General features: G+C 66.9%; 22 protein-coding genes. 13 read left to right on the forward strand and 9 right to left on the reverse strand.

The features are described from left to right. Positions 1-907: HAMP domain-containing protein (locus AX750_RS10415; RefSeq protein ID WP_197426623.1), on the reverse strand; the 907-nt coding region annotated here is incomplete at its 3' end. Between the two features lie 273 nt (positions 908-1,180). Between AX750_RS10415 and AX750_RS10420 the strand changes: the two genes are divergently transcribed. Together AX750_RS10420 and AX750_RS10425 are read left to right on the forward strand one after the other, a co-directional pair. Beyond that, the gene (locus tag AX750_RS10420; protein ID WP_066721215.1) at positions 1,181-2,191 is read left to right on the forward strand and encodes a complex I NDUFA9 subunit family protein; all 1,011 of its coding nucleotides are present in this window, start codon (positions 1,181-1,183) and stop codon (positions 2,189-2,191) included. A gap of 23 nt (positions 2,192-2,214) precedes the next feature. After that, positions 2,215-2,880: an HAD-IA family hydrolase gene (locus AX750_RS10425; RefSeq protein ID WP_066721218.1), complete on the forward strand. Its 666-nt coding sequence runs from the start codon at positions 2,215-2,217 to the stop codon at positions 2,878-2,880. A gap of 18 nt (positions 2,881-2,898) precedes the next feature. On the opposite strand, the gene AX750_RS10430 is transcribed toward AX750_RS10425, so the two are convergent. Further along, the gene (locus tag AX750_RS10430) at positions 2,899-3,894 is read right to left on the reverse strand and encodes a D-glycerate dehydrogenase (RefSeq protein ID WP_066721219.1); all 996 of its coding nucleotides are present in this window, start codon (positions 3,892-3,894) and stop codon (positions 2,899-2,901) included. Positions 3,895-4,077: 183 nt separating this feature from the next. On the opposite strand from AX750_RS10430, the gene AX750_RS10435 reads away from it, so the two are divergent. Further along, positions 4,078-4,626: an SH3 domain-containing protein gene (locus tag AX750_RS10435; RefSeq protein WP_082735278.1), complete on the forward strand. Its 549-nt coding sequence runs from the start codon at positions 4,078-4,080 to the stop codon at positions 4,624-4,626. Positions 4,627-4,639: 13 nt separating this feature from the next. Here AX750_RS10435 and irr read toward each other — a convergent pair whose 3' ends face one another. Further along, positions 4,640-5,113 (reverse strand): Fur family transcriptional regulator Irr, encoded by a 474-nt coding sequence (gene irr / locus AX750_RS10440; protein ID WP_067254039.1) that lies wholly within the window; start codon positions 5,111-5,113, stop codon positions 4,640-4,642. Between the two features lie 210 nt (positions 5,114-5,323). Between irr and fabA the strand changes: the two genes are divergently transcribed. The 7 genes from fabA to AX750_RS10475 all read left to right on the forward strand — a co-directional run bounded on the left by fabA (position 5,324) and on the right by AX750_RS10475 (position 9,382). Further along, the gene (gene fabA / locus AX750_RS10445; RefSeq protein WP_066719636.1) at positions 5,324-5,836 is read left to right on the forward strand and encodes a 3-hydroxyacyl-[acyl-carrier-protein] dehydratase FabA; all 513 of its coding nucleotides are present in this window, start codon (positions 5,324-5,326) and stop codon (positions 5,834-5,836) included. 178 nt (positions 5,837-6,014) lie between these two features. Beyond that, positions 6,015-7,241 (forward strand): beta-ketoacyl-ACP synthase I, encoded by a 1,227-nt coding sequence (gene fabB, locus AX750_RS10450; RefSeq protein WP_066719638.1) that lies wholly within the window; start codon positions 6,015-6,017, stop codon positions 7,239-7,241. 11 nt (positions 7,242-7,252) lie between these two features. Beyond that, the gene (locus AX750_RS10455) at positions 7,253-7,525 is read left to right on the forward strand and encodes a DUF3303 family protein (RefSeq protein WP_066719640.1); all 273 of its coding nucleotides are present in this window, start codon (positions 7,253-7,255) and stop codon (positions 7,523-7,525) included. A gap of 54 nt (positions 7,526-7,579) precedes the next feature. Beyond that, entirely contained in the window at positions 7,580-7,819 is a 240-nt protein-coding gene (locus tag AX750_RS10460) for a type II toxin-antitoxin system VapB family antitoxin (protein ID WP_066719643.1), read from the forward strand. Position 7,820: 1 nt separating this feature from the next. Continuing rightward, positions 7,821-8,228, forward strand: coding sequence for a type II toxin-antitoxin system VapC family toxin (locus AX750_RS10465; protein ID WP_066719645.1), 408 nt, complete (start codon positions 7,821-7,823; stop codon positions 8,226-8,228). Positions 8,229-8,249: 21 nt separating this feature from the next. Next, positions 8,250-9,077: an enoyl-ACP reductase FabI gene (fabI, locus tag AX750_RS10470; RefSeq protein ID WP_066719647.1), complete on the forward strand. Its 828-nt coding sequence runs from the start codon at positions 8,250-8,252 to the stop codon at positions 9,075-9,077. 53 nt (positions 9,078-9,130) lie between these two features. Further along, a complete protein-coding gene (locus tag AX750_RS10475) occupies positions 9,131-9,382 on the forward strand; it encodes a DUF2188 domain-containing protein (RefSeq protein WP_066719652.1) in 252 nt (83 codons plus the stop codon). Between the two features lie 18 nt (positions 9,383-9,400). On the opposite strand, the gene AX750_RS10480 is transcribed toward AX750_RS10475, so the two are convergent. Then, positions 9,401-9,754 carry a hypothetical protein gene (locus AX750_RS10480; RefSeq protein WP_156446505.1) on the reverse strand — a complete coding sequence of 118 codons (354 nt, stop codon included), beginning with the start codon at positions 9,752-9,754 and terminating at the stop codon, positions 9,401-9,403. Between the two features lie 70 nt (positions 9,755-9,824). After that, positions 9,825-10,691 carry an SDR family oxidoreductase gene (locus tag AX750_RS10485; protein WP_066719658.1) on the reverse strand — a complete coding sequence of 289 codons (867 nt, stop codon included), beginning with the start codon at positions 10,689-10,691 and terminating at the stop codon, positions 9,825-9,827. A 103-nt stretch (positions 10,692-10,794) separates the two neighbouring features. On the opposite strand from AX750_RS10485, the gene AX750_RS10490 reads away from it, so the two are divergent. Beyond that, complete coding sequence (locus AX750_RS10490) at positions 10,795-11,193, forward strand: helix-turn-helix domain-containing protein (protein ID WP_066719661.1); 399 nt, start codon at positions 10,795-10,797, stop codon at positions 11,191-11,193. A 42-nt stretch (positions 11,194-11,235) separates the two neighbouring features. On the opposite strand, the gene AX750_RS10495 is transcribed toward AX750_RS10490, so the two are convergent. Next, positions 11,236-12,468, reverse strand: a complete 1,233-nt coding sequence (locus tag AX750_RS10495; RefSeq protein ID WP_197426584.1) for an argininosuccinate synthase — start codon at positions 12,466-12,468, stop codon at positions 11,236-11,238. Between the two features lie 252 nt (positions 12,469-12,720). Here AX750_RS10495 and AX750_RS10500 point away from each other — a divergent pair, with 252 nt between their 5' ends. Beyond that, complete coding sequence (locus AX750_RS10500) at positions 12,721-13,329, forward strand: 2-hydroxychromene-2-carboxylate isomerase (protein WP_066719664.1); 609 nt, start codon at positions 12,721-12,723, stop codon at positions 13,327-13,329. A gap of 10 nt (positions 13,330-13,339) precedes the next feature. Here AX750_RS10500 and AX750_RS10505 read toward each other — a convergent pair whose 3' ends face one another. Continuing rightward, the gene (locus AX750_RS10505; protein WP_066719666.1) at positions 13,340-14,437 is read right to left on the reverse strand and encodes a M48 family metallopeptidase; all 1,098 of its coding nucleotides are present in this window, start codon (positions 14,435-14,437) and stop codon (positions 13,340-13,342) included. Positions 14,438-14,471: 34 nt separating this feature from the next. Then, positions 14,472-15,029, reverse strand: a complete 558-nt coding sequence (locus AX750_RS10510) for a LemA family protein (RefSeq protein WP_066719668.1) — start codon at positions 15,027-15,029, stop codon at positions 14,472-14,474. Between the two features lie 210 nt (positions 15,030-15,239). On the opposite strand from AX750_RS10510, the gene AX750_RS10515 reads away from it, so the two are divergent. Continuing rightward, positions 15,240-17,078 carry a methyl-accepting chemotaxis protein gene (locus AX750_RS10515; protein ID WP_066719670.1) on the forward strand — a complete coding sequence of 613 codons (1,839 nt, stop codon included), beginning with the start codon at positions 15,240-15,242 and terminating at the stop codon, positions 17,076-17,078. Between the two features lie 21 nt (positions 17,079-17,099). On the opposite strand, the gene AX750_RS10520 is transcribed toward AX750_RS10515, so the two are convergent. Continuing rightward, the gene (locus tag AX750_RS10520) at positions 17,100-17,765 is read right to left on the reverse strand and encodes a sulfite oxidase-like oxidoreductase (RefSeq protein WP_066719672.1); all 666 of its coding nucleotides are present in this window, start codon (positions 17,763-17,765) and stop codon (positions 17,100-17,102) included. Positions 17,766-17,833 lie beyond the last annotated feature (68 nt).

Here is a 17,833-nt window from a genome sequence, read left to right on the forward strand (position 1 = left end):
GCCGCGCCGAGAAATCGCCGGCGGCCGCAGCGGCGACCACCTCGCCGACATCGGACACCACCGCTTCCATCGACTGCGCCCGCGCCAGACGTGCCGCGGCTGCGGCTTGCTCCTGCTGCTGCAGGACTGCGACCTTCTCGCTGGTTTCGCGCAGCACGGAGACTGAGCGCGCCATGGCGCCGATCTCGTCGCGCCGCTGCGCATGCGGAACGTCGATGGCGGTGTCGCCCGCGATCAGCCGATCCATCACGGCGCCAAGATCGAGCAGCGGCTTGACGATGGCGCGTCGCGACAAGGCGATGGCCGCCGCGACCGAAATGCCCAGAAGGACCAGCAGCGTCAGCGGGATCAGAACCCGCATGCGGGCGCCATAGGCGGAGGATTCCGCCTCGATGGCATCGCCGGCCTGCTCGTTCAGCCGGCTGAAACCGGCGAGTTCCTCGATCAGGGCCGTTCGATTGCGACGGCTCGCCTCGCTGTTGCCCCAGGCATCGGCGGCCCGGCCCGAAACCTCCTGCGCGAGCTTGGCCGTCTCGGCGCGGATCCCGGCGAATTCGGCGACCAGCTGCGCGATCTTGTCGGCCCGCCCCTTTTCATCGGCGGGGACGATCGCGGTGAACAGCCGCAGCCGCTCGTTGAGCTGGGTGAGTCCCTTCTCGATCGCAGCGGCGGCGTTCTTCGCTTCGTTGGGGTTGCGCGACATGTAAGCCAGACGCGAATCCTCGCTGAGCTGGTTGACCGCGACATTGAGCCGCTCGGTCGCGAGCGCGACGTCGTTCTGGCGTGAAACCCGCTGCCCCATGCCTTCGATGCCGGACAGCGCGACCAGCGCGAAGACGAGGGCGATGGCGGCGCCGGCTGCGACGATGCCGATCAGACCGAGAATCTTGTTGCGAATGGATGCCACGACCAACCTCGACCTGACGTTTGGGAAGATGTCGCGCAGTTTACGGCTGAAAATTGAAGGGCAGGTTAAGTACAGGCAAAACTTCGCAAGAACATCAGTCTTAACGGGCTGTTGTCGCGGGCGTGAATGCCTCAATTGCGGGCGTCGCTGCCTGATCCGGCGGCAATTCGCCATCTTCCCCGACGACACCGGTCCGCCGCGCAAGCACCTTTCCAGACGGGGGTGAAATGCATTAGGAGCCATGCAACTCCGCGCGCATGAGGCCAGCCGACGATGGCGAACGATCTATCCCTTCCGAGCCAGCAACTCGTGACGGTCTTCGGGGGCTCCGGCTTCGTCGGCCGCCATGTCGTGCGCGCGCTGGTCAAGCGCGGCTATCGCGTCCGCGTCGCGGTGCGGCGGCCGGATCTCGCGGGATTCCTGCAGCCGCTCGGCATGGTCGGTCAGATTCACGCGGTCCAGGCCAATCTGCGCTATCCCGACTCCGTCGCCGCAGCGGTGAAGGGGGCATCCGCCGTCGTCAATCTCGTCGGCATCCTTCAGGAAGGCGGCCGCCAGAACTTCGCCGCGGTCCAGGCGAACGGCGCCCGGGTGATCGCGCAGGCCTGCGCGGCGGCCGGCATCGCCCGGCTGGTTCATATCTCGGCCATTGGCGCTGACGCGGGCTCCAAGTCGCTCTATGCCCGCAGCAAGGCCGAAGGCGAGGCCGCGGTGCTGGCGGCGGTGCCGGGCGCCGTGATCCTGCGGCCCTCGATCGTCTTCGGTCCGGAAGACGGGTTCTTCAATCGCTTCGCCGCGCTGGCCCGGATGCTCCCGGCGCTGCCCCTCGTCGGCGGCGGCGACACCCGCTTCCAGCCCGTCTTCGTCGGCGACGTCGCAGAGGCTGTGGCGCGCGGCGTTGATGGTGTCGTGACCGGTGGTCGGATCTACGAACTCGGGGGGGCGGAGGTGAAGAGCTTCCGCGAACTCCTCGCCTATATTTGCGAGGTTATCGACCGCAAGCGCCTGCTGCTGCCGCTGCCCTTCCCATTGGCCCGCATCCAGGCGGGCGTCTTCGAAATCCTCGACACGCTGACGCTCGGCCTGCTTCCGGATGCGATCAAGCTGACTCGCGATCAGGTGACGCTGCTGGAGAGCGACAATGTCGTCTCGGCGGCTGCCGTCGCCGAGGGGCGCAGCTTCGAAGGGCTCGGCATCGCTCCCGTCTCGGTCGAGGCGATCGTTCCCTCCTATCTCTGGCGCTTCCGCAAGACCGGGCAGTTCGACACGGCGCGGGCTGAGTGAGCACTGCCGGACGGCCGGCCGGCATGCCCGATCTCGTCATCTACGACTGCGACGGCACGCTGATCGACACCGAGACGCTCTATGGGGAGGTCAGTCTCGCCGCCTGCCATGCGCTCGGCCTGACCAGCTGGACGCTCGACCACTATGTCGACAGCATCGTCGGCATCCCCTGGTCCGAGGGCATCAAGATCATCGAGGCGGCGCATGGTCGCCCGCTGCCCGGTGACTTCGAACAGACGATCGAGGATGCGGTGGCGCTGCGTCTCGAGAGCGAACTGCGCGCGCTGCCCGGCGTGCGCGAGGCCGTGACGGCCATCGGCGGCCGTCGCTGCGTCGCCTCCTCGACCAGTCTCGCGCCGCTGCGGCGCAACCTCGCCATCACCGGGCTGATCGAACTGTTCGATCCGCACATCTTCTCGGCCTCGCAGGTGGCACGCGGCAAGCCGCATCCCGACGTGTTCCTGCACGCCGCGGCGAGCATGGCGGCGGCGCCGGAGGCCTGTCTGGTGATCGAGGATTCGGTGCCGGGCGTGCGGGCCGCGCTGGCGGCGGGCATGCGCGTCGTTGGCTTCACCGGCGTCGCCCATGACAAGGCGCGCAGCGCCCGGCGCCTGGCCGAAGCCGGCGCTTTCGCGGTGATCGACGATTTCGCGCAATGGCCTCGGCTGGTGGCGGGGCTGCGCGCCTGAGCAGCCCGGCTGCCGCCGTCAGAGCATGCTGGGCAGCACGCGGTCCGGCGGCTTGTGACCGTCCATGAAGGTCTTGATGTTGACGATGACCTTCTCGCCCATATCGGCGCGGCCCTCATGGGTCGCGGAGCCCATATGCGGCAGCACCACGACGCGGTGCTGGCGGGCGAGCTTCAGCAGCCGCGGATTGACGGCCGGCTCGCTCTCATAGACGTCGAGACCGGCCCCGGCCAGTTCGCCCGCCTCCAGCATCCGCGCCAGCGCCGTCTCGTCGACGATCTCGCCGCGGGCCGTGTTGACCAGGATCGCGTCCGGCTTCAGCAGCTTGAGCCGGCGGGCCGACAGCAGGTGATAGGTCGCCGGCGTATGCGGGCAGTTCACCGAGACGATGTCCATGCGCGCCAGCATCTGGTCGAGCGAATCCCAATAGGTCGCGTCGAGCTTCTCCTCGATGCGGGAATCCAGCCTCCGGCGGTTGTGGTAATGGATCGAGAGCCCGAAGGCGGCCGCGCGCCGCGCGACGGCCTGGCCGATCCGGCCCATGCCGACGATGCCGAGCCGCTTACCCGTGATGCGCCGCCCCAGCATCCAAGTCGGCGACCAGCCGGCCCAGTCGTCGTCGGGGATGACGCGCGCACCCTCGGCGATGCGCCGCGCGACGGCGAGGATCAGGGCGATCGTCATGTCGGCGGTGTCGTCGGTCAGGACGCCGGGCGTGTTCGTCACGGTGATGCCGCGCTGGACCGCGCTGGCGACGTCGATATTGTCGACGCCGTTGCCGAAGTTCGCGATCAGCCGCAACTGGTCACCGGCCTGCGCGATCACCTTCGCATCGATCCGGTCGGTCACGGTCGGCACGAGAACATCGGCCGTCTTCACCGCCTCGACCAGGGCGGCCTGCGACATCGGCGTGTCGTCGATGTTGAGGCGCGCGTCGAAGAGTTCGCGCATCCGCGTTTCCACCACGGCGGGCAGCTTGCGGGTGACGACGACGAGCGGCTTCTTCTTCGACATGGACGCCTCCTCCTCCGCTGCCGCAGTCTCCCGCCGCCTTTTGGCCTCAACCCCCCATTAACCGCGGGGCTTCAGGAATGAGGCGGCGGAACGCTCGGCTTCGCCCGTTCTCTAAGTGGCGTGACGGCGGATGACAACATGACCCTTCGCCGGGGGTCCCCCGGCCCAGGGCCCGGCGAATGGATGGAGACAGGACGGATGGCGGCGGCGAGGCGGAGCGTTCTGGCGGGGCTGGTCTTGCTGGCGGCAATGGCGGCCGCCCCTCTGGCGAACGCCCAGGACATGCAGGCGGGGTCGGTCACGGGCCTGCCGGTGCCGCGCTATGTCAGCCTCAAGACCGACCGGGTCAATCTCCGTGAGGGCCCCTCGAAGGAACACCGCACCCGCTGGGTCTATCAGCGTGCCGGGCTGCCGGTCGAGATCGTCGCGGAATTCGAGACCTGGCGGCGCGTGCGCGATGCGGATGGCTCGGAAGGCTGGGTGCTGCACAGCCTGCTCTCGGGCCGCCGCACGGCCCTCGTCGCGCCATGGTCCAAGACCAAGGGCGAAACCTTCCCGCTGCGGCGCGAGGCCGAGGAGAATGCGGCGGTGGTGGCGCGGCTGGAATCGGGCGTGATCGCCAACGTCCTGTCCTGCGCGGGCAGCTGGTGCCGGATCAGCGTCGGCGACACGCAGGGTTTCCTGCGCCAGGACCGTCTCTGGGGCGTCTATCCCAACGAAAAGGTCGACTGAGCGGCGGGGCGCCTCAGCCCTCGGCCGCCTCGATCTTGCGCAGGCGCACGACCACGTCGACACGCGCGATCTCGTAGCCCGCCGGCGGCTCCGGCAGGGCCGCGACGTCGACCGCCTCGGCCGGGATGTCGATGACGGTGTTCTCGCCGTCCACGACGAAGTGATGATGCTCGCTGCTGTCGGTGTCGAAGAAGGTCTTGGCCCCGTCGATCGCGAGTTCGCGCAGGAGTCCGGCCTGGGTGAACTGGTGCAGCGTGTTGTAGATCGTCGCCAGCGAGACCGGGATCTTCTCCTTCATCGCCTCTTCGTAGAGCATCTCGGCACTGATGTGCCGATCGCCCCGGGCGAACAGGACCCAGCCCAGCGAAACGCGCTGCCGCGTCGGCCGCAGGCCGACACGGCGCAGCCGCTGTCGGATGTCATGAAACGGGCAGCCCTTGCGAACGCTCGATCCATAGCCCGCATCCTGGGAAATCAGATCGCTCATTGCCGCCGGCGAAGCTCCCTCGAAGATGGAACGCATGTCCACCTGCTTGTTGAGAACGGATGTAATCTTTCGCGGCCGGGCTCGCAAGCACTCCACGCCGGAGGGGCGGCTGGGGCGCGCGATCCATCCGCCCTTTCGTTTGGGCGCGACGGCGTGTTAGGCACGGACGGAGGGTCGCCCGGAGGCGGCCGGTATGGAGCGACACGGGATATGCAGCGGCAATCGTCTTTCAGCTACGAGGAGATCCTCGCCTGTGGCCGTGGGGAGCTGTTCGGGCCGGGCAATGCGCAACTGCCGCTGCCGCCCATGCTGATGTTCGACCGCATCACCCAGATCTCGGAAGAAGGCGGCGAGCACGGCAAGGGCCTCGTCCGGGCCGAGTTCGACATCAAGCCGGACCTCTGGTTCTTCGATTGCCATTTCAAGGGCGATCCGGTGATGCCGGGCTGCCTCGGCCTCGACGCGCTCTGGCAGCTTACGGGCTTCTTCCTCGGCTGGCTCGGTCTGCCCGGCCGCGGGCGGGCGCTCGGCGTCGGCGAGGTCAAGTTCGCCGACCAGGTTCTGCCATCCGTCAAGCAGGTCGTCTACGGCGTCGATTTCAAGCGCGTGTTCAAGTCCAAGCTCGTGCTCGGCATCGCCGATGGCTGGCTGGAGGCCGACGGCAAGCGCATCTACACGGTCAGCGACATGCGCGTCGGCCTGTTCAAGCCCGAGGCGGCCTGAACTTCCCGATCGCGCGGGTCACCCCGCCGGCGCGGTGATTGACGGGAGCGTCTTTGGGGGAAAAGCGCGCCGCGACCTTGCGCGCGCCAGCCGCGCGGTCCATGTGCGCGGGATCGACGAATGCGCGCCGGGCCCCGATCCGTCCGGCACAGGCGCGATAAAGCCGGAGATAGAGAGCATGAGACGCGTGGTGGTCACCGGGATGGGCATCGTCTCGTCCATCGGCAACAATACGCAGGAAGTGCTGGCCTCGCTGCACGAGGCGAAATCCGGCATCTCCTTCATGCCGGATTTCGCGGAGCATGGTTTCCGCAGCCGCGTCGCCGGCGTGCCGACTCTCGACCCCTCGACCGTCCTCGACCGCCGCGCCATGCGCTTCCACGGCGGCGGTTCGGCCTGGAACCAGGTCGCGATGGAGCAGGCCATCGCCGACGCCGGTCTCGAGGAGAAAGAGATCAGCCACGAGCGCACGGGCATCGTCATGGGCTCCGGCGGTCCCTCGACCCGCGCCCTGATCGACGCCTATGACAAGGCCCGCGAGAGCGGCTCATCGAAGAAGGTCGGTCCCTTCGCCGTGCCCAAGGGCATGTCCTCGACCGCCTCTGCCACGCTGGCGACCTGGTTCAAGATCAAGGGCGTCAATTATTCGATCTCCTCGGCCTGCGCGACCTCGAACCACTGCATTGGCAACGCTTATGAGCTGATCCAGTGGGGCAAGCAGGACGTCGTCTTCGCCGGCGGCTGCGAGGAGCTGGACTGGACGCTCTCCGTCCTGTTCGACGCGATGGGCGCCATGTCGACCGACTATAACGACACCGCCTCGCGCGCCTCGCGCGCCTATGACCTCAACCGCGACGGCTTCGTCATCGCGGGCGGCGCCGGCGTCGTCGTGCTGGAAGAGCTCGAGCACGCCAAGGCGCGCGGCGCGAGGATCTATGGCGAGATCGTCGGCTACGGCGCGACCTCGGACGGCTACGACATGGTCGCTCCGTCGGGCGAGGGCGCCGTGCGCTGCATGAAGATGGCGCTGCAGGGCGTCAACGCGAAGGTCGACTACATCAACCCCCACGGCACCTCGACCCCGGTCGGCGACGCCAAGGAGATCGAGGCGATCCGCGAGGTCTTCGGCGCCGGCGAGAAGAGCCCGCCGATCTCCGCGACCAAGTCGCTGACCGGTCATTCGCTCGGCGCCACCGGCGTGCAGGAGGCGATCTACTCGCTGCTGATGCTCAACAACGACTTCATCTGCGAGAGCGCCCATATCGACGAGCTCGACCCGGCCTTCGCCGACATGCCGATCGTGCGCAAGCGCATCGACAATGCCGGGCTCGGCTGCGTGCTCTCGAACTCCTTCGGCTTCGGCGGCACCAACGCCACCATCGTGATGAAGAAGCTCGAAGCCTGAGGGAACCGATCATGCTCTTTATGGTGATCGAGCATTTCGACCAGGCGCGGGTGAAGGAGATCTATGCCCGCTTCCATGAGAAGGGCCGGATGATGCCGGACGGCCTGACCTATGTCGACAGCTGGATCTCCGCCGATTTCGCGCGCTGCTTCCAGGTGATGCAGTGCGACGACGTCACCAAGCTGCAGGAATGGGTGCTGGCCTGGGGCGATCTCGCCCGCTTCGAGATCGTGCCGCTGGCCTCGTCCAAGGACACGGCCGCGGCGGTGAAGAAGCACTTGTAGCGTGACGGGTTGTGTCTAGACGGTTATAAGCCTCGTCTAGACGGAGGCGCCGGGATGGCTTTTCACATTCGCGATCCAGAGGCCGACCGTGCCGTGCGGGAACTGGCGGCGCGTAAAGGCGTCAGCCTGACTGACGCGGTGAAGCAGGCCGTCCAGAACGAGCTTCGTCAAATGGACCAGAGCGTTCCGTTTCTGGAGCGGATACGGGATTTGCAGCAGCGCGTCGCGGCTTACCCCAAAACCGGATTGAAGGCTGATAAGGCGTTCTACGACGAGCTGTCGGGCGACATTTAGCATGTATGTCGATGCCTCGGTCATTGTCGCCGTACTTCTCGAAGAGGCTGGTTTCGAACAGTTCGGGACGCCGTTGACAGGCCCGGATCGGCGTTTCACCTCGCCGCTGGCGATCTATGAGGCGACCGTCGCCCTGGTGCGGGTGCGCGGCATTGCATTCGATCTGGCCAAGGCGACGGTGCTGGAGTTTCTGGCACGAGGCGCGATCAGTGTCGCGCCTCACGAAGCTGCGCATGCCGATGGCGCACTCGCTGCGTTCGACCGCTTCGGCAAAGGCCGGCACCCGGCTGCGCTCAACATGGGCGATTGCTTCGCCTATGCCGCGGCGCAACTCGCCGGAGCATCGATCCTCTTCAAAGGTAACGACTTCAGCCAGACCGACCTGCCTTCCGCTCTCCCTTGCTCCTGACGCCATAACCGAACGGTCCCCATGCTCCCCCTGATGCACAACAAGCGCGGCCTCGTCATGGGCGTCGCCAACCAGAATTCGATCGCCTGGGGCATCGCGCGCACCCTGAAGGCCCACGGCGCCGAGATGGCTTTCACCTATCAGGGCGAAGCGCTCGGCAAGCGCGTGAAGCCACTAGCCGACAGCGTCGGCTCGACCCTCGTCCTGCCCTGCGATGTCGAGGACATCGCGACGGTGGACGCGACCTTCGCCGCGATCGACGAAGCCTGGGGCGGCGATCCCGAGCGCAACACGCTCGACTTCATCGTCCACGCCATCGGCTTCTCCGACAAGAACGAGCTCAAGGGGCTCTATGCCGACACCAGCCGCGAGAATTTCTCGCGGACCATGGTGATCTCCTGCTTCTCCTTCACCGAGGTGGCGAAGCGGGCCGCCGAGCGCATGCCGAAGGGCGGCAGCATGATCACGCTGACCTATGGCGGCTCGACCCGGATCATGCCGAACTACAACGTGATGGGCGTGGCCAAGGCGGCGCTGGAGGCCAGCGTGCGCTATCTCGCCGGCGACTACGGCCCGCGCGGCATCCGCGTGAACGCGCTCTCGCCCGGGCCGGTGCGGACACTCGCCGGGGCGGGCATCTCGGACGCGCGTGCGATGTATTCCTGGCAGCGGGCGAACTCGCCGCTGCGGAAGTCGGTCTCGCTGGAGGAGATCGGCGGCTCGGCGCTGTATTACCTGTCCGACCTCTCGGGTGGGGTGACCGGCGACGTCCATCATGTTGATGCCGGCTACCACATCACCTCGATGCCGGTGCTCGACGGGCTGCGCGCTGCCGATCAGGGCGATTGAGGGAACCCGCGCCGGCTCCGTCGGGTTGCTCTCCCGCAATCAGGAGAGCTGCGATGGTCACGGTCAGATATGAAATCGTCGAGCATGACGGCGGCTGGGCCTACAAGGTCCAGGATGTGCTCTCGGAAACCTATCCATCCCACGAAGCCGCGCTGAAGGCGGCGAATGACGCGGCCGCGCGCCAGACCCTCGCCGGCACGACGGACGGCATCGTCTATCAGGACGAGCAGGGCCGCTGGCACGAGGAGGTCGCGGACGGGCGTGACCGGCCGGCGACGCGCGTAGTCGACGAGCCCTCCGCCTGATGCGGAGGGCCGCCGCCCTCAGCGGGCGGTGAAGAAGGTCAGCAGCACCTTGTCCTTCTCGCCGAGCAGGCAGAGGAAGCGCCGGGGCTTGTCGGACCGGTCGGTCCGCAGATAGGCCTCGGCCATGATGATGCGCGTGACAGGAGTATCTTCGACCTTCGTCTCCGAGACGGCGATCGTCGCGCCATCCTCGTCGACATAGATGTCCTTGATCTCGGGCTCTCGCGCCGAAAGCGTGTGGAGTGCCGCATTCTTGCAGAGTGCGACCGCGGGCGAGGCCGGCTTTTCGGCCGGCGCGCCCGAGGTCGGTCCCGCGGTCTGGGCTTGCGCCGTCGCGGCGAGCAGGGCAGCGGCGAGGAGGGTGGTGGGCATCAGGCGGATCATGACAGGGCCTCTCGGGAGCAGGTCGCTTCCAACGCCCGAGAGACCGTTTGGTTCGGCTTCAGCCGCGTAGCGCATCCGCGATCGTCGTGGCGAAAGGCGTTGTTGGTCTGCCGATGAGCCGCGAAAGCGTCCGCGTGCCGTCGTCGAGAGCGCCCTTGGCCGCCGCCGCATCGGAATCGGCGATCAGCGCCGCCAGAGGCTCGGGCAGTCCGGCGCCCAGAAGCGCGCCTCGATACTGGGCCTCCGGCATATCGACATAGGGAATGGTCTTGCCCGCCTGGCGGGAGAGTTCAGCGGCGAATTCGGCCAGCGAATAGGAGCTGTCGCCAGCCAATTCGTGCACGATGCGCGGCGCATCGTCGGAGACGAGCGCGACGGCTGCCGCTTCCGCATAATCGCTCCGTGCCGCGCTCGCGATCCGGCCGGCTCCCGCGCTGCCGATGAAGGCGCCATGCGCGAGAGCCGGTGGGATCGAGGCGGTGTAATTCTCGGTGTACCAGCCATTGCGCAGCAGGCTGTGCGGCAGGCCGGATGCGGCGATGACCGTCTCGGTCTCGCGATGCTCCGCGGCAAGGCCCAGCGGGGACGTGTCTGCTCGCAGGACGCTGGTATAGGCGATCCGCGACACGCCGGCCTCCTTGGCTGCGGCGATCGCGTTACGATGCTGCGGGATGCGCTGGCCAACGGCGTTCGACGAGATCAGCAGGACGCGCTCAATGCCGGCGAAGGCTGAGGCCAGCTCCTGCGGTTTGTCATAGTCGCCCCTGCGGACGCTGACGCCCTCGGGGAACAGCCCGGCCGCCTTGGCGGGATCGCGGACGATGGCTGCGACAAAGGCCGCGCCGACCCGCGCGACCAGCGCCGCGACGACGAGGCGGCCGAGCTGGCCGCTGGCGCCGGTGACGGCATAACGGGGATTGGACATGGAATACTCCGGTCTCATGTGGTAACTCGGTCTCAGATAGAGACTTGGTGGGGCCGGCGAAAGACGGCACTTTCGCGTCACCAGGTTACCGTGGAGGAACCCGATGGATGCTTGCGCGGCGCTGGGCGCCAAGTTCGAACTCTGGCGGACCCTGCAGCTCGATCCGGAAGGCTGTCCGGTGAGGGGGCTGCTGGACAAGCTGGGCGACCGCTGGTCGACGCTTCTGATCTGCAGCCTCGCGGCCGGGCCGAAACGCTTCAGCGCGCTGCACCGCCAGATTCCGGACATCTCCAAGCGGATGCTGACGCAGACCCTGCGAACCCTGGAAGCGGACGGCCTCGTCCATCGCGACGTGCAACCCACCGTCCCGCCCAGCGTGACCTACTCGTTGACACCGCTCGGGCGCAGCTTCGCCGGCCCGCTGCTCGGCCTCGTGGAATGGGCGGAGACGCATTACCCGGCCGTGCTGGAAACGCGGGCGGAAACGAAACGGGCCGCCTGAAAGGCGGCCCGTGATCGCAGTGTCGAGGTCCGGTCGCCCGGCTCAGAGGCCGAGCTTCTTCTTGCGCTGGCCGAGCGTGCGCAGGCGCAGCGCGTTCAGCTTGATGAAGCCGGCCGCGTCGCGGTGATCATAGGCGACGGCGCCTTCCTCGAAAGTGACGAGGTCCTGGTCGTAGAGCGAATACGGGCTGGAGCGGCCGATGACGTGGACACCGCCCTTGTAGAGCTTGAGGCGGACCTGGCCGGTGACGAACTCCTGGCTCTTGTCGATCAGTGCCTGCAGCATCTCGCGCTCCGGCGAGAACCAGAAGCCGTTATAGATCAGCTCCGCATATTGCGGCATGATCTGGTCCTTGAGATGGGCCGCGCCGCGGTCGAGCGTGATCGACTCGATGGCGCGATGCGCGACAGCCAGGATCGTGCCGCCGGGCGTCTCGTACATGCCGCGCGACTTCATGCCGACGAAGCGGTTCTCGACCAGGTCGAGCCGGCCGATGCCGTTGTCGCGGCCGAGTTCGTTCAGCTTGGCAAGCAGCGTCGCCGGCGACATCTTCACGCCGTCGATCGCGCAGGCGTCGCCGGTCTCGAAGTCGATGCTGACGATGGTCGGCCGGTCGGGCGCGTCCTCGGGCGAGACCGTGCGGGAATAGACGTAATCGGGCACTTCCTGCGCGGGATCTTCCAGCACCTTGCCCTCGGAGGAGGCGTGCAGCAGGTTGGCGTCGACCGAGAACGGCGCCTCGCCGCGCTTGTCCTTGGCGATCGGGATCTGGTGCTGCTCGGCGAAGGCGATCAGCTGCTCGCGGGAGCGCAGGTCCCATTCGCGCCAGGGCGCGATCACGACGACGTCGGGTTTGAGCGCATAGGCCGTCAGCTCGAAGCGGACTTGGTCGTTGCCCTTGCCGGTGGCGCCATGGGAGATGGCGTCGGCACCGAGCCGCTCGGCGATCTCGATGAGCTTCTTGCCGATCAGCGGCCGCGCGATCGAGGTGCCGAGCAGATAGACGCCCTCATAGGCCGCATTGGCGCGAAACATCGGGAAGACGTAGTCGCGGACGAATTCCTCGCGCAGGTCCTCGATGAAGATGTTTTCCGGCTTGATCCCGAGCAGCAGCGCCTTGTCGCGCGCCGGGCCGAGCTCTTCGCCCTGGCCGAGATCGGCGGTGAAGGTGATGACCTCGCAGCCATAGGTCGTCTGCAGCCATTTCAGGATGATCGAGGTGTCGAGCCCCCCGGAATAGGCGAGCACGACCTTTTTCACGCTTTTCTCGGTCATCTGGGTCATCATCCTGCTGCTGCGGCTTGGCGGCGTGGAAGCCGCTTTTCGAACGCAATGGCGCACTATCCCAGCGTCGGGGGCGACGCAATCGGAACCTTTTGATCGGTCGCGCGTCCTCGCCTGATGGATGGGTGTTGATGACTCGGGTGGATGACGCTTGGGCATCGCGCCTTGTCTTGCAGTCGCGCCGCCGGAGGCTCACCTTGCCGAGGCGCGACGCCACACCGAACTGACTGCTCCGGAGGCCGAATGCCGAACCGTCCTGTTCTGGACTTCTGGTATGAGTTCGCATCGCCCTATTCCTTTCTAAGCGCGTTGAGGATCGAGCCGCTGGCGGAGGCTGCCGGCGTCAGTCTCCGCTGGCGCCCCTTCTTGCTTGGGCCGATCTTCGCCGCCCAGGGCTGGTCGACCTCGCCCTTCGCGCTCTATCCGAGCAAGGGCCGCTATATGTGGCGGGACGTGGAGCGCCGGGCCGGCCGGATCGGGCTTCCCCTCGTCAGGCCCGAGACGTTTCCGCAGAACTCTCTGATCGCCGCCCGGCTCGCCTTGGCCGGTCGCGAGGCGGGTTGGCTGCCCGCCTTCTCGAAAGCGCTGTTCCGCGCCGGCTTCGGTGAAGGCCGCAACATCGCGGAGGAGGCGGTTCTGAATGCGGCGCTGAAGGAGGCCGGGGCCGATCCGGGCACTGCCTACGCCGCGTCCCGCAGCGAGGAGGTCAAGGGCCGCCTGCGGGCCGAGATCGAATACGCCAAATCGCTCGGCATCTTCGGCGCGCCGACTTTTGTCACGGAGGATGGTGAGATCTTCTGGGGCGACGATCGTCTGGAGGAGGCGCTGGACTGGTCGCGCCACGGCCGCTGAGGCCCTTGACTCAGGGACTGGCGCTTCCGCCTCCGGGCGGCCGCGCCCAGGGACCCCGGGCGGCCGGATCGACACCTGCGGCCGATTCCGCGACCATCGTCGGCAGATCTTGGCGCTCCGCCACGCGCGGCGGCTGCGGCGGCATCGCCGGCATGCGCCCTCCGGCGGTCTGGATCAGCGCCTGAACACGCTTCGTCACCGAGGGATGGGTCGAGAACAGGTCGGCGAAATCGTCGGGATCGTTCTCGAAACACATGTCCATCACGCCGGACGGCACGCCCTCGATATCGGCGCGGCCGGCGATCTTGAGCAGGGCCGAGATCATCGCATCCGGGTTCTTGGTCAACTCGACCGCCCCCGCATCGGCGAGATACTCGCGCGAGCGCGAGAGCGAGAGCCGGATCACCACGGCCAGGAACCAGGACAGCGCGATCACCGCGAAGCCGATCAGGATCGCGACGCCGCTGCCCTTCTTCGCATCGTCGGACGACATCCGGATGCGGCTGCGCGACAGCCCGCGGAAGACGATTTCCCCGACCAGCGAGATGACACCCGCGATCACGACGGCGATGATCATCAGGCGGACGTCGCCATTGCGGATATGGGTCAGCTCATGCGCCAGCACGGCCTCGACCTCGGCATCGTTGAGCTGCGCCAGCAGGCCGCTCGTCACCGTGACCGTGAACTGCTTGTCGTTGACGCCGCTCGCGAAGGCGTTCAGCGCCTCGCTCTCGACGATGGCGAGCTTGGGGACGGTCAGCCCGCGCGAGATGCAGAGGTTCTCCAGCATCCGGTAGAGCTTGGGGTTGTCGTCCCGCGTCAGCCCCTTGGCTCCCGCCATCGCGCCGATCAGCCCGACATTGATGCGAAAGCCGATAAAGACCCAGGCCCCGGCCGCGAGCGTGGTGAAGGGCAGCCACCGCCAGAAGGTCCGCCCGGCCTCGGCATAGGCGGTGGTTCCGCGCGGCACACCGCCATAGCCATAGCCCACCAGCAGCAGGCCCCAGACCGTGACATAGACGAGGGCGAACAGCCCGGCGATCAGGAAGCCGGACCTGATCCGGTTGTTGCGCATGTGGCTGTAGAGCCCGAAGGCCTGGCCCAGCATCGCAGCCGCCCCGTTCGCCGCCTGCGGCGCCGCTTCAGAACTTCACGCTCGGCGCCACCTCGATCTGAGCGCGCGTGGTTTCGCCGACATCGAAGAATTCGCGCTGGCTGAACCCCATCTGCGGCGCGAACAGCACGGCCGGGAAGGCCTGGATCGCGGCGTTAAACTCGCTGACGGCGTTGTTGAAGAAGCGCCGCGCCGCGGCGAGCTTGTCCTCGACATTGCCGAGATCGACCTGGAGTTGCTGGAAGTTCGCGCTCGCCTTGAGATCGGGATAGGCCTCGCCCAGCGCCAGCAGCCGCCCGACCGCGCCGGACAATTGCTGCTCGGCCGCCGCCTTGTCATGGACGCTCGTCGCGCCCTGCGCGGCGTTGCGCGCGGAAATCACCGCATCGAGCGTCGTCTTCTCGTGAGTGGCGTAGCCCTTCACCGTCTCGACGAGATTGGGGATCAGGTCGTGGCGCTGTTTCAGCTGCACATCGATGTCGGCGAAAGCCTGGTTGACGCGCTGCCGCATCGCCACGAGGCCGTTATAGGTCATGATCAGGTAGACGGCGATCGCGGCGATCAGCCCCAAGACAACCCAGCCCATGGCGTGCTCCTCAAGCGCAGGCGAGACCGCCGCAGCGTGACACGAAGGCGGCTGGCGGGAAAGCGGCCAGACGGGAACCGCACCGCTGACGACCATGCGGCGGATAAAAATCCAGAACCCTGATGTGGATTGTAAAGGCTTCTTAACTGTCGTTGCGTCAAGCTGACAGGAAGGCTGTCAACTCGTCTTACCTTCTGCGTGATCCAAGCCATGACAATCCCCTTTTTTCGCCGCACCGGGACCCAGGCAGGTGAATGGGCCGCCATTCGGCGCTCGCAAGCCGTGATCGAGTTCCGGCTCGACGGTACGATTCTGGACGCCAACGAGAACTTCCTGAAGGCCGTGGGCTACTCCAGGGACGAGGTGGTCGGTCAGCATCACCGCATGTTCGTCGACGAGGTCGAGCGGGAATCGAGAGATTACGCGGCCTTCTGGGACCGGCTGAATCGAGGCGAGTGCATCGAGATCCCGTGCCTGCGCATCGCGAAGGGGGGGCGCCGGATCTGGCTGCTGGCGAACTACACGCCAATCCTAGACGGCAGTGGAAAGCCGGTGAAGGTCGTCAAATTCGCCAGCGACATCACCGCGCGGCGCGAGGCGATGGCCAATCTCGAAGGCCAGATCGCCGCCATCCGCAAGTCGCAGGCCGTGATCGAATTCGACCTCTCCGGCCATATTCTCGATGCGAACGACAACTTCCTCTCGGCTGTCGGCTACAGCCTGGCCGAGATCAAAGGCAAGCATCACCGCCTCTTCGTCGATCCTGCCGAGCAGGGCAGCGAGGCCTATCGCTGCTTCTGGGAGAAGCTAGGACGCGGCGAATTTGACGAAGGGCAGTATCGCCGGCTCGGCCGGGGCGGCCGGGAGATCTGGCTCCAGGCGACGTACAACCCGATCTTCGATGCCATGGGCCAGCCCTGCAAGATCGTGAAATTCGCGACCGACATCACGGCCAACAAGCAGGTTCAGCTGGCCCTGCGTGCCGCCGTGGCCGATACGCGTGGCGTGGTTCAGGCTGCGATGGCGGGAAATCTGACGCGCCGGATTTCGCTAGCGGGCATGACGGGCGAGATCGCCGAACTCTGCGGGGGCGTGAACGAACTGGTGGATGCGGTTGCCCAGATTATCGGGACCGTCACGACCATTTCTCAGGACATCATCGTCGGGGCGGACCGGATCGGCCATGGGAGCCGCGAACTCGCGCAGCAGGCCGAGGCCCAGGCCGACTGCCTCCAGGAAGCAGCGGCGACGACCGACACGCTCTCGGCCTCGGTCAAGCGCAGCGCCGGTCGCGCCCGCGAGGCCACCAGCCTCGGCGAAGCGGCCAACGGCATCGCCAATCGCGGCGGTGGCATCGTCGGCGAGGCGGTTGGCGCGATGGAGCGCATCGAGAAAGCCTCGGGCGACATCGCCGAGATCATCACGGTCATCGACAACATCGCATTCCAGACCAATCTGCTCGCGCTCAATGCGGCGGTCGAGGCGGCCCGGGCGGGCGATGCCGGCAAGGGCTTCGCGGTGGTCGCTTCCGAGGTGCGGGCCTTGGCGCAACGCTCCAGCGACGCCGCCAACGATATCAAGGCTCTGATCTCGAACTCGACGCAGCAGGTCGCCACCGGTGTGCGCCTGGTCAAGGACGCCGGCGCGGCGCTGGCCGAAATCGTCGAGTCCTCGACCAGTGTCGCCGCGGCACTGGCCGATATCTCCAGCGCCTCGACCGAGCAGGCCAATGGCATCGGGGAGGTCGCGAAGGTGGTCGCCCAGATGGACGACATGACCCAGCGCAATTCCTCCATGGCCGAGCAGAGCGCCGGCGTCGCACGCGAGCTACAACAGGCAACCAACGAGCTGCGCAGGATGGTCGAGCGCTTTTCGATCGGTGGTGCGCCCAGCCGCACCCTCGACGCGAGCATTCGCGCCGAACTGCGCGAGATGGCTCCTCACATGGCGCCTGTGCGGGCTGCAGCCACCCGGGCCGCGCCCCCAAGGCTGCCCGCTGCTGCTGCGACCACGCGCCGTGCCGCAGAGACGGGCTGGTCGGAGTTCTGACGCCCTCCGGTCGACGATGCCTCAGTCGTCGCTATAGCGCTGCTCGGTCCACGGATCGCCACGATCGTGATAGCCGCGCACCTCCCAGAAGCCGGGGCGATTCTCGGCCGTGAACTCGATCCGCTTCAGCCATTTGGCGCTCTTCCAGAAGTAGAGCTTCGGAAGCACGAGGCGAAGCGGCCCGCCATGCTCGGCGGAGATCGGTTTGCCCTCCCAGGAATGGGCGAGGATGGCGTCCTCGCTGGCAAAATCGGCCAGCGTCAGATTGGTGGTGTAGCCGTCATAGCTGTGCAGCACGACGAAGCCGGCCTCGGGCCTGGGGTGCGCGAGATCGAGGACGGTGCGCGTCGCAACCCCGTCCCAGCGGTTGTCGTAGCGCGACCAGGTCGTGACGCAGTGGATGTCGGAGACCTCCGTCGCCTGCGGTTGAGCCATGAGATCATCCCAGCGCCAGTGCAGGGAGTGGTCGACCAGCCCGTCGATGTCGAGCGTCCAGCTGGAAAGGGCGATCGCGGGCTGCAGGCCGAGATCGAGCACGGGCCAGTCCTTCACCAGATGCTGGCCGGGCGGCAACCGCTCGTTTTCAGGCCGCGCGACGCGGCCGGTGATGAACTTGCCCGTCTGCGCCCAGGCCTGCTTGGTCCGGGTCAGCTTCGTTGCCGGGGGCGTTTCGGGATCGTCGGGCATGGCCATCTGATGTATATACGAGGATTGACATGGCGGAGCGTGCTGGCCACGTCTTCAATCAGAGCATG

Origin of the sequence: Methylobacterium sp. CCH7-A2 (assembly GCF_001557075.1) — a bacterium.
GTDB lineage: Bacteria > Pseudomonadota > Alphaproteobacteria > Rhizobiales > Beijerinckiaceae > Allobosea > Allobosea massiliensis.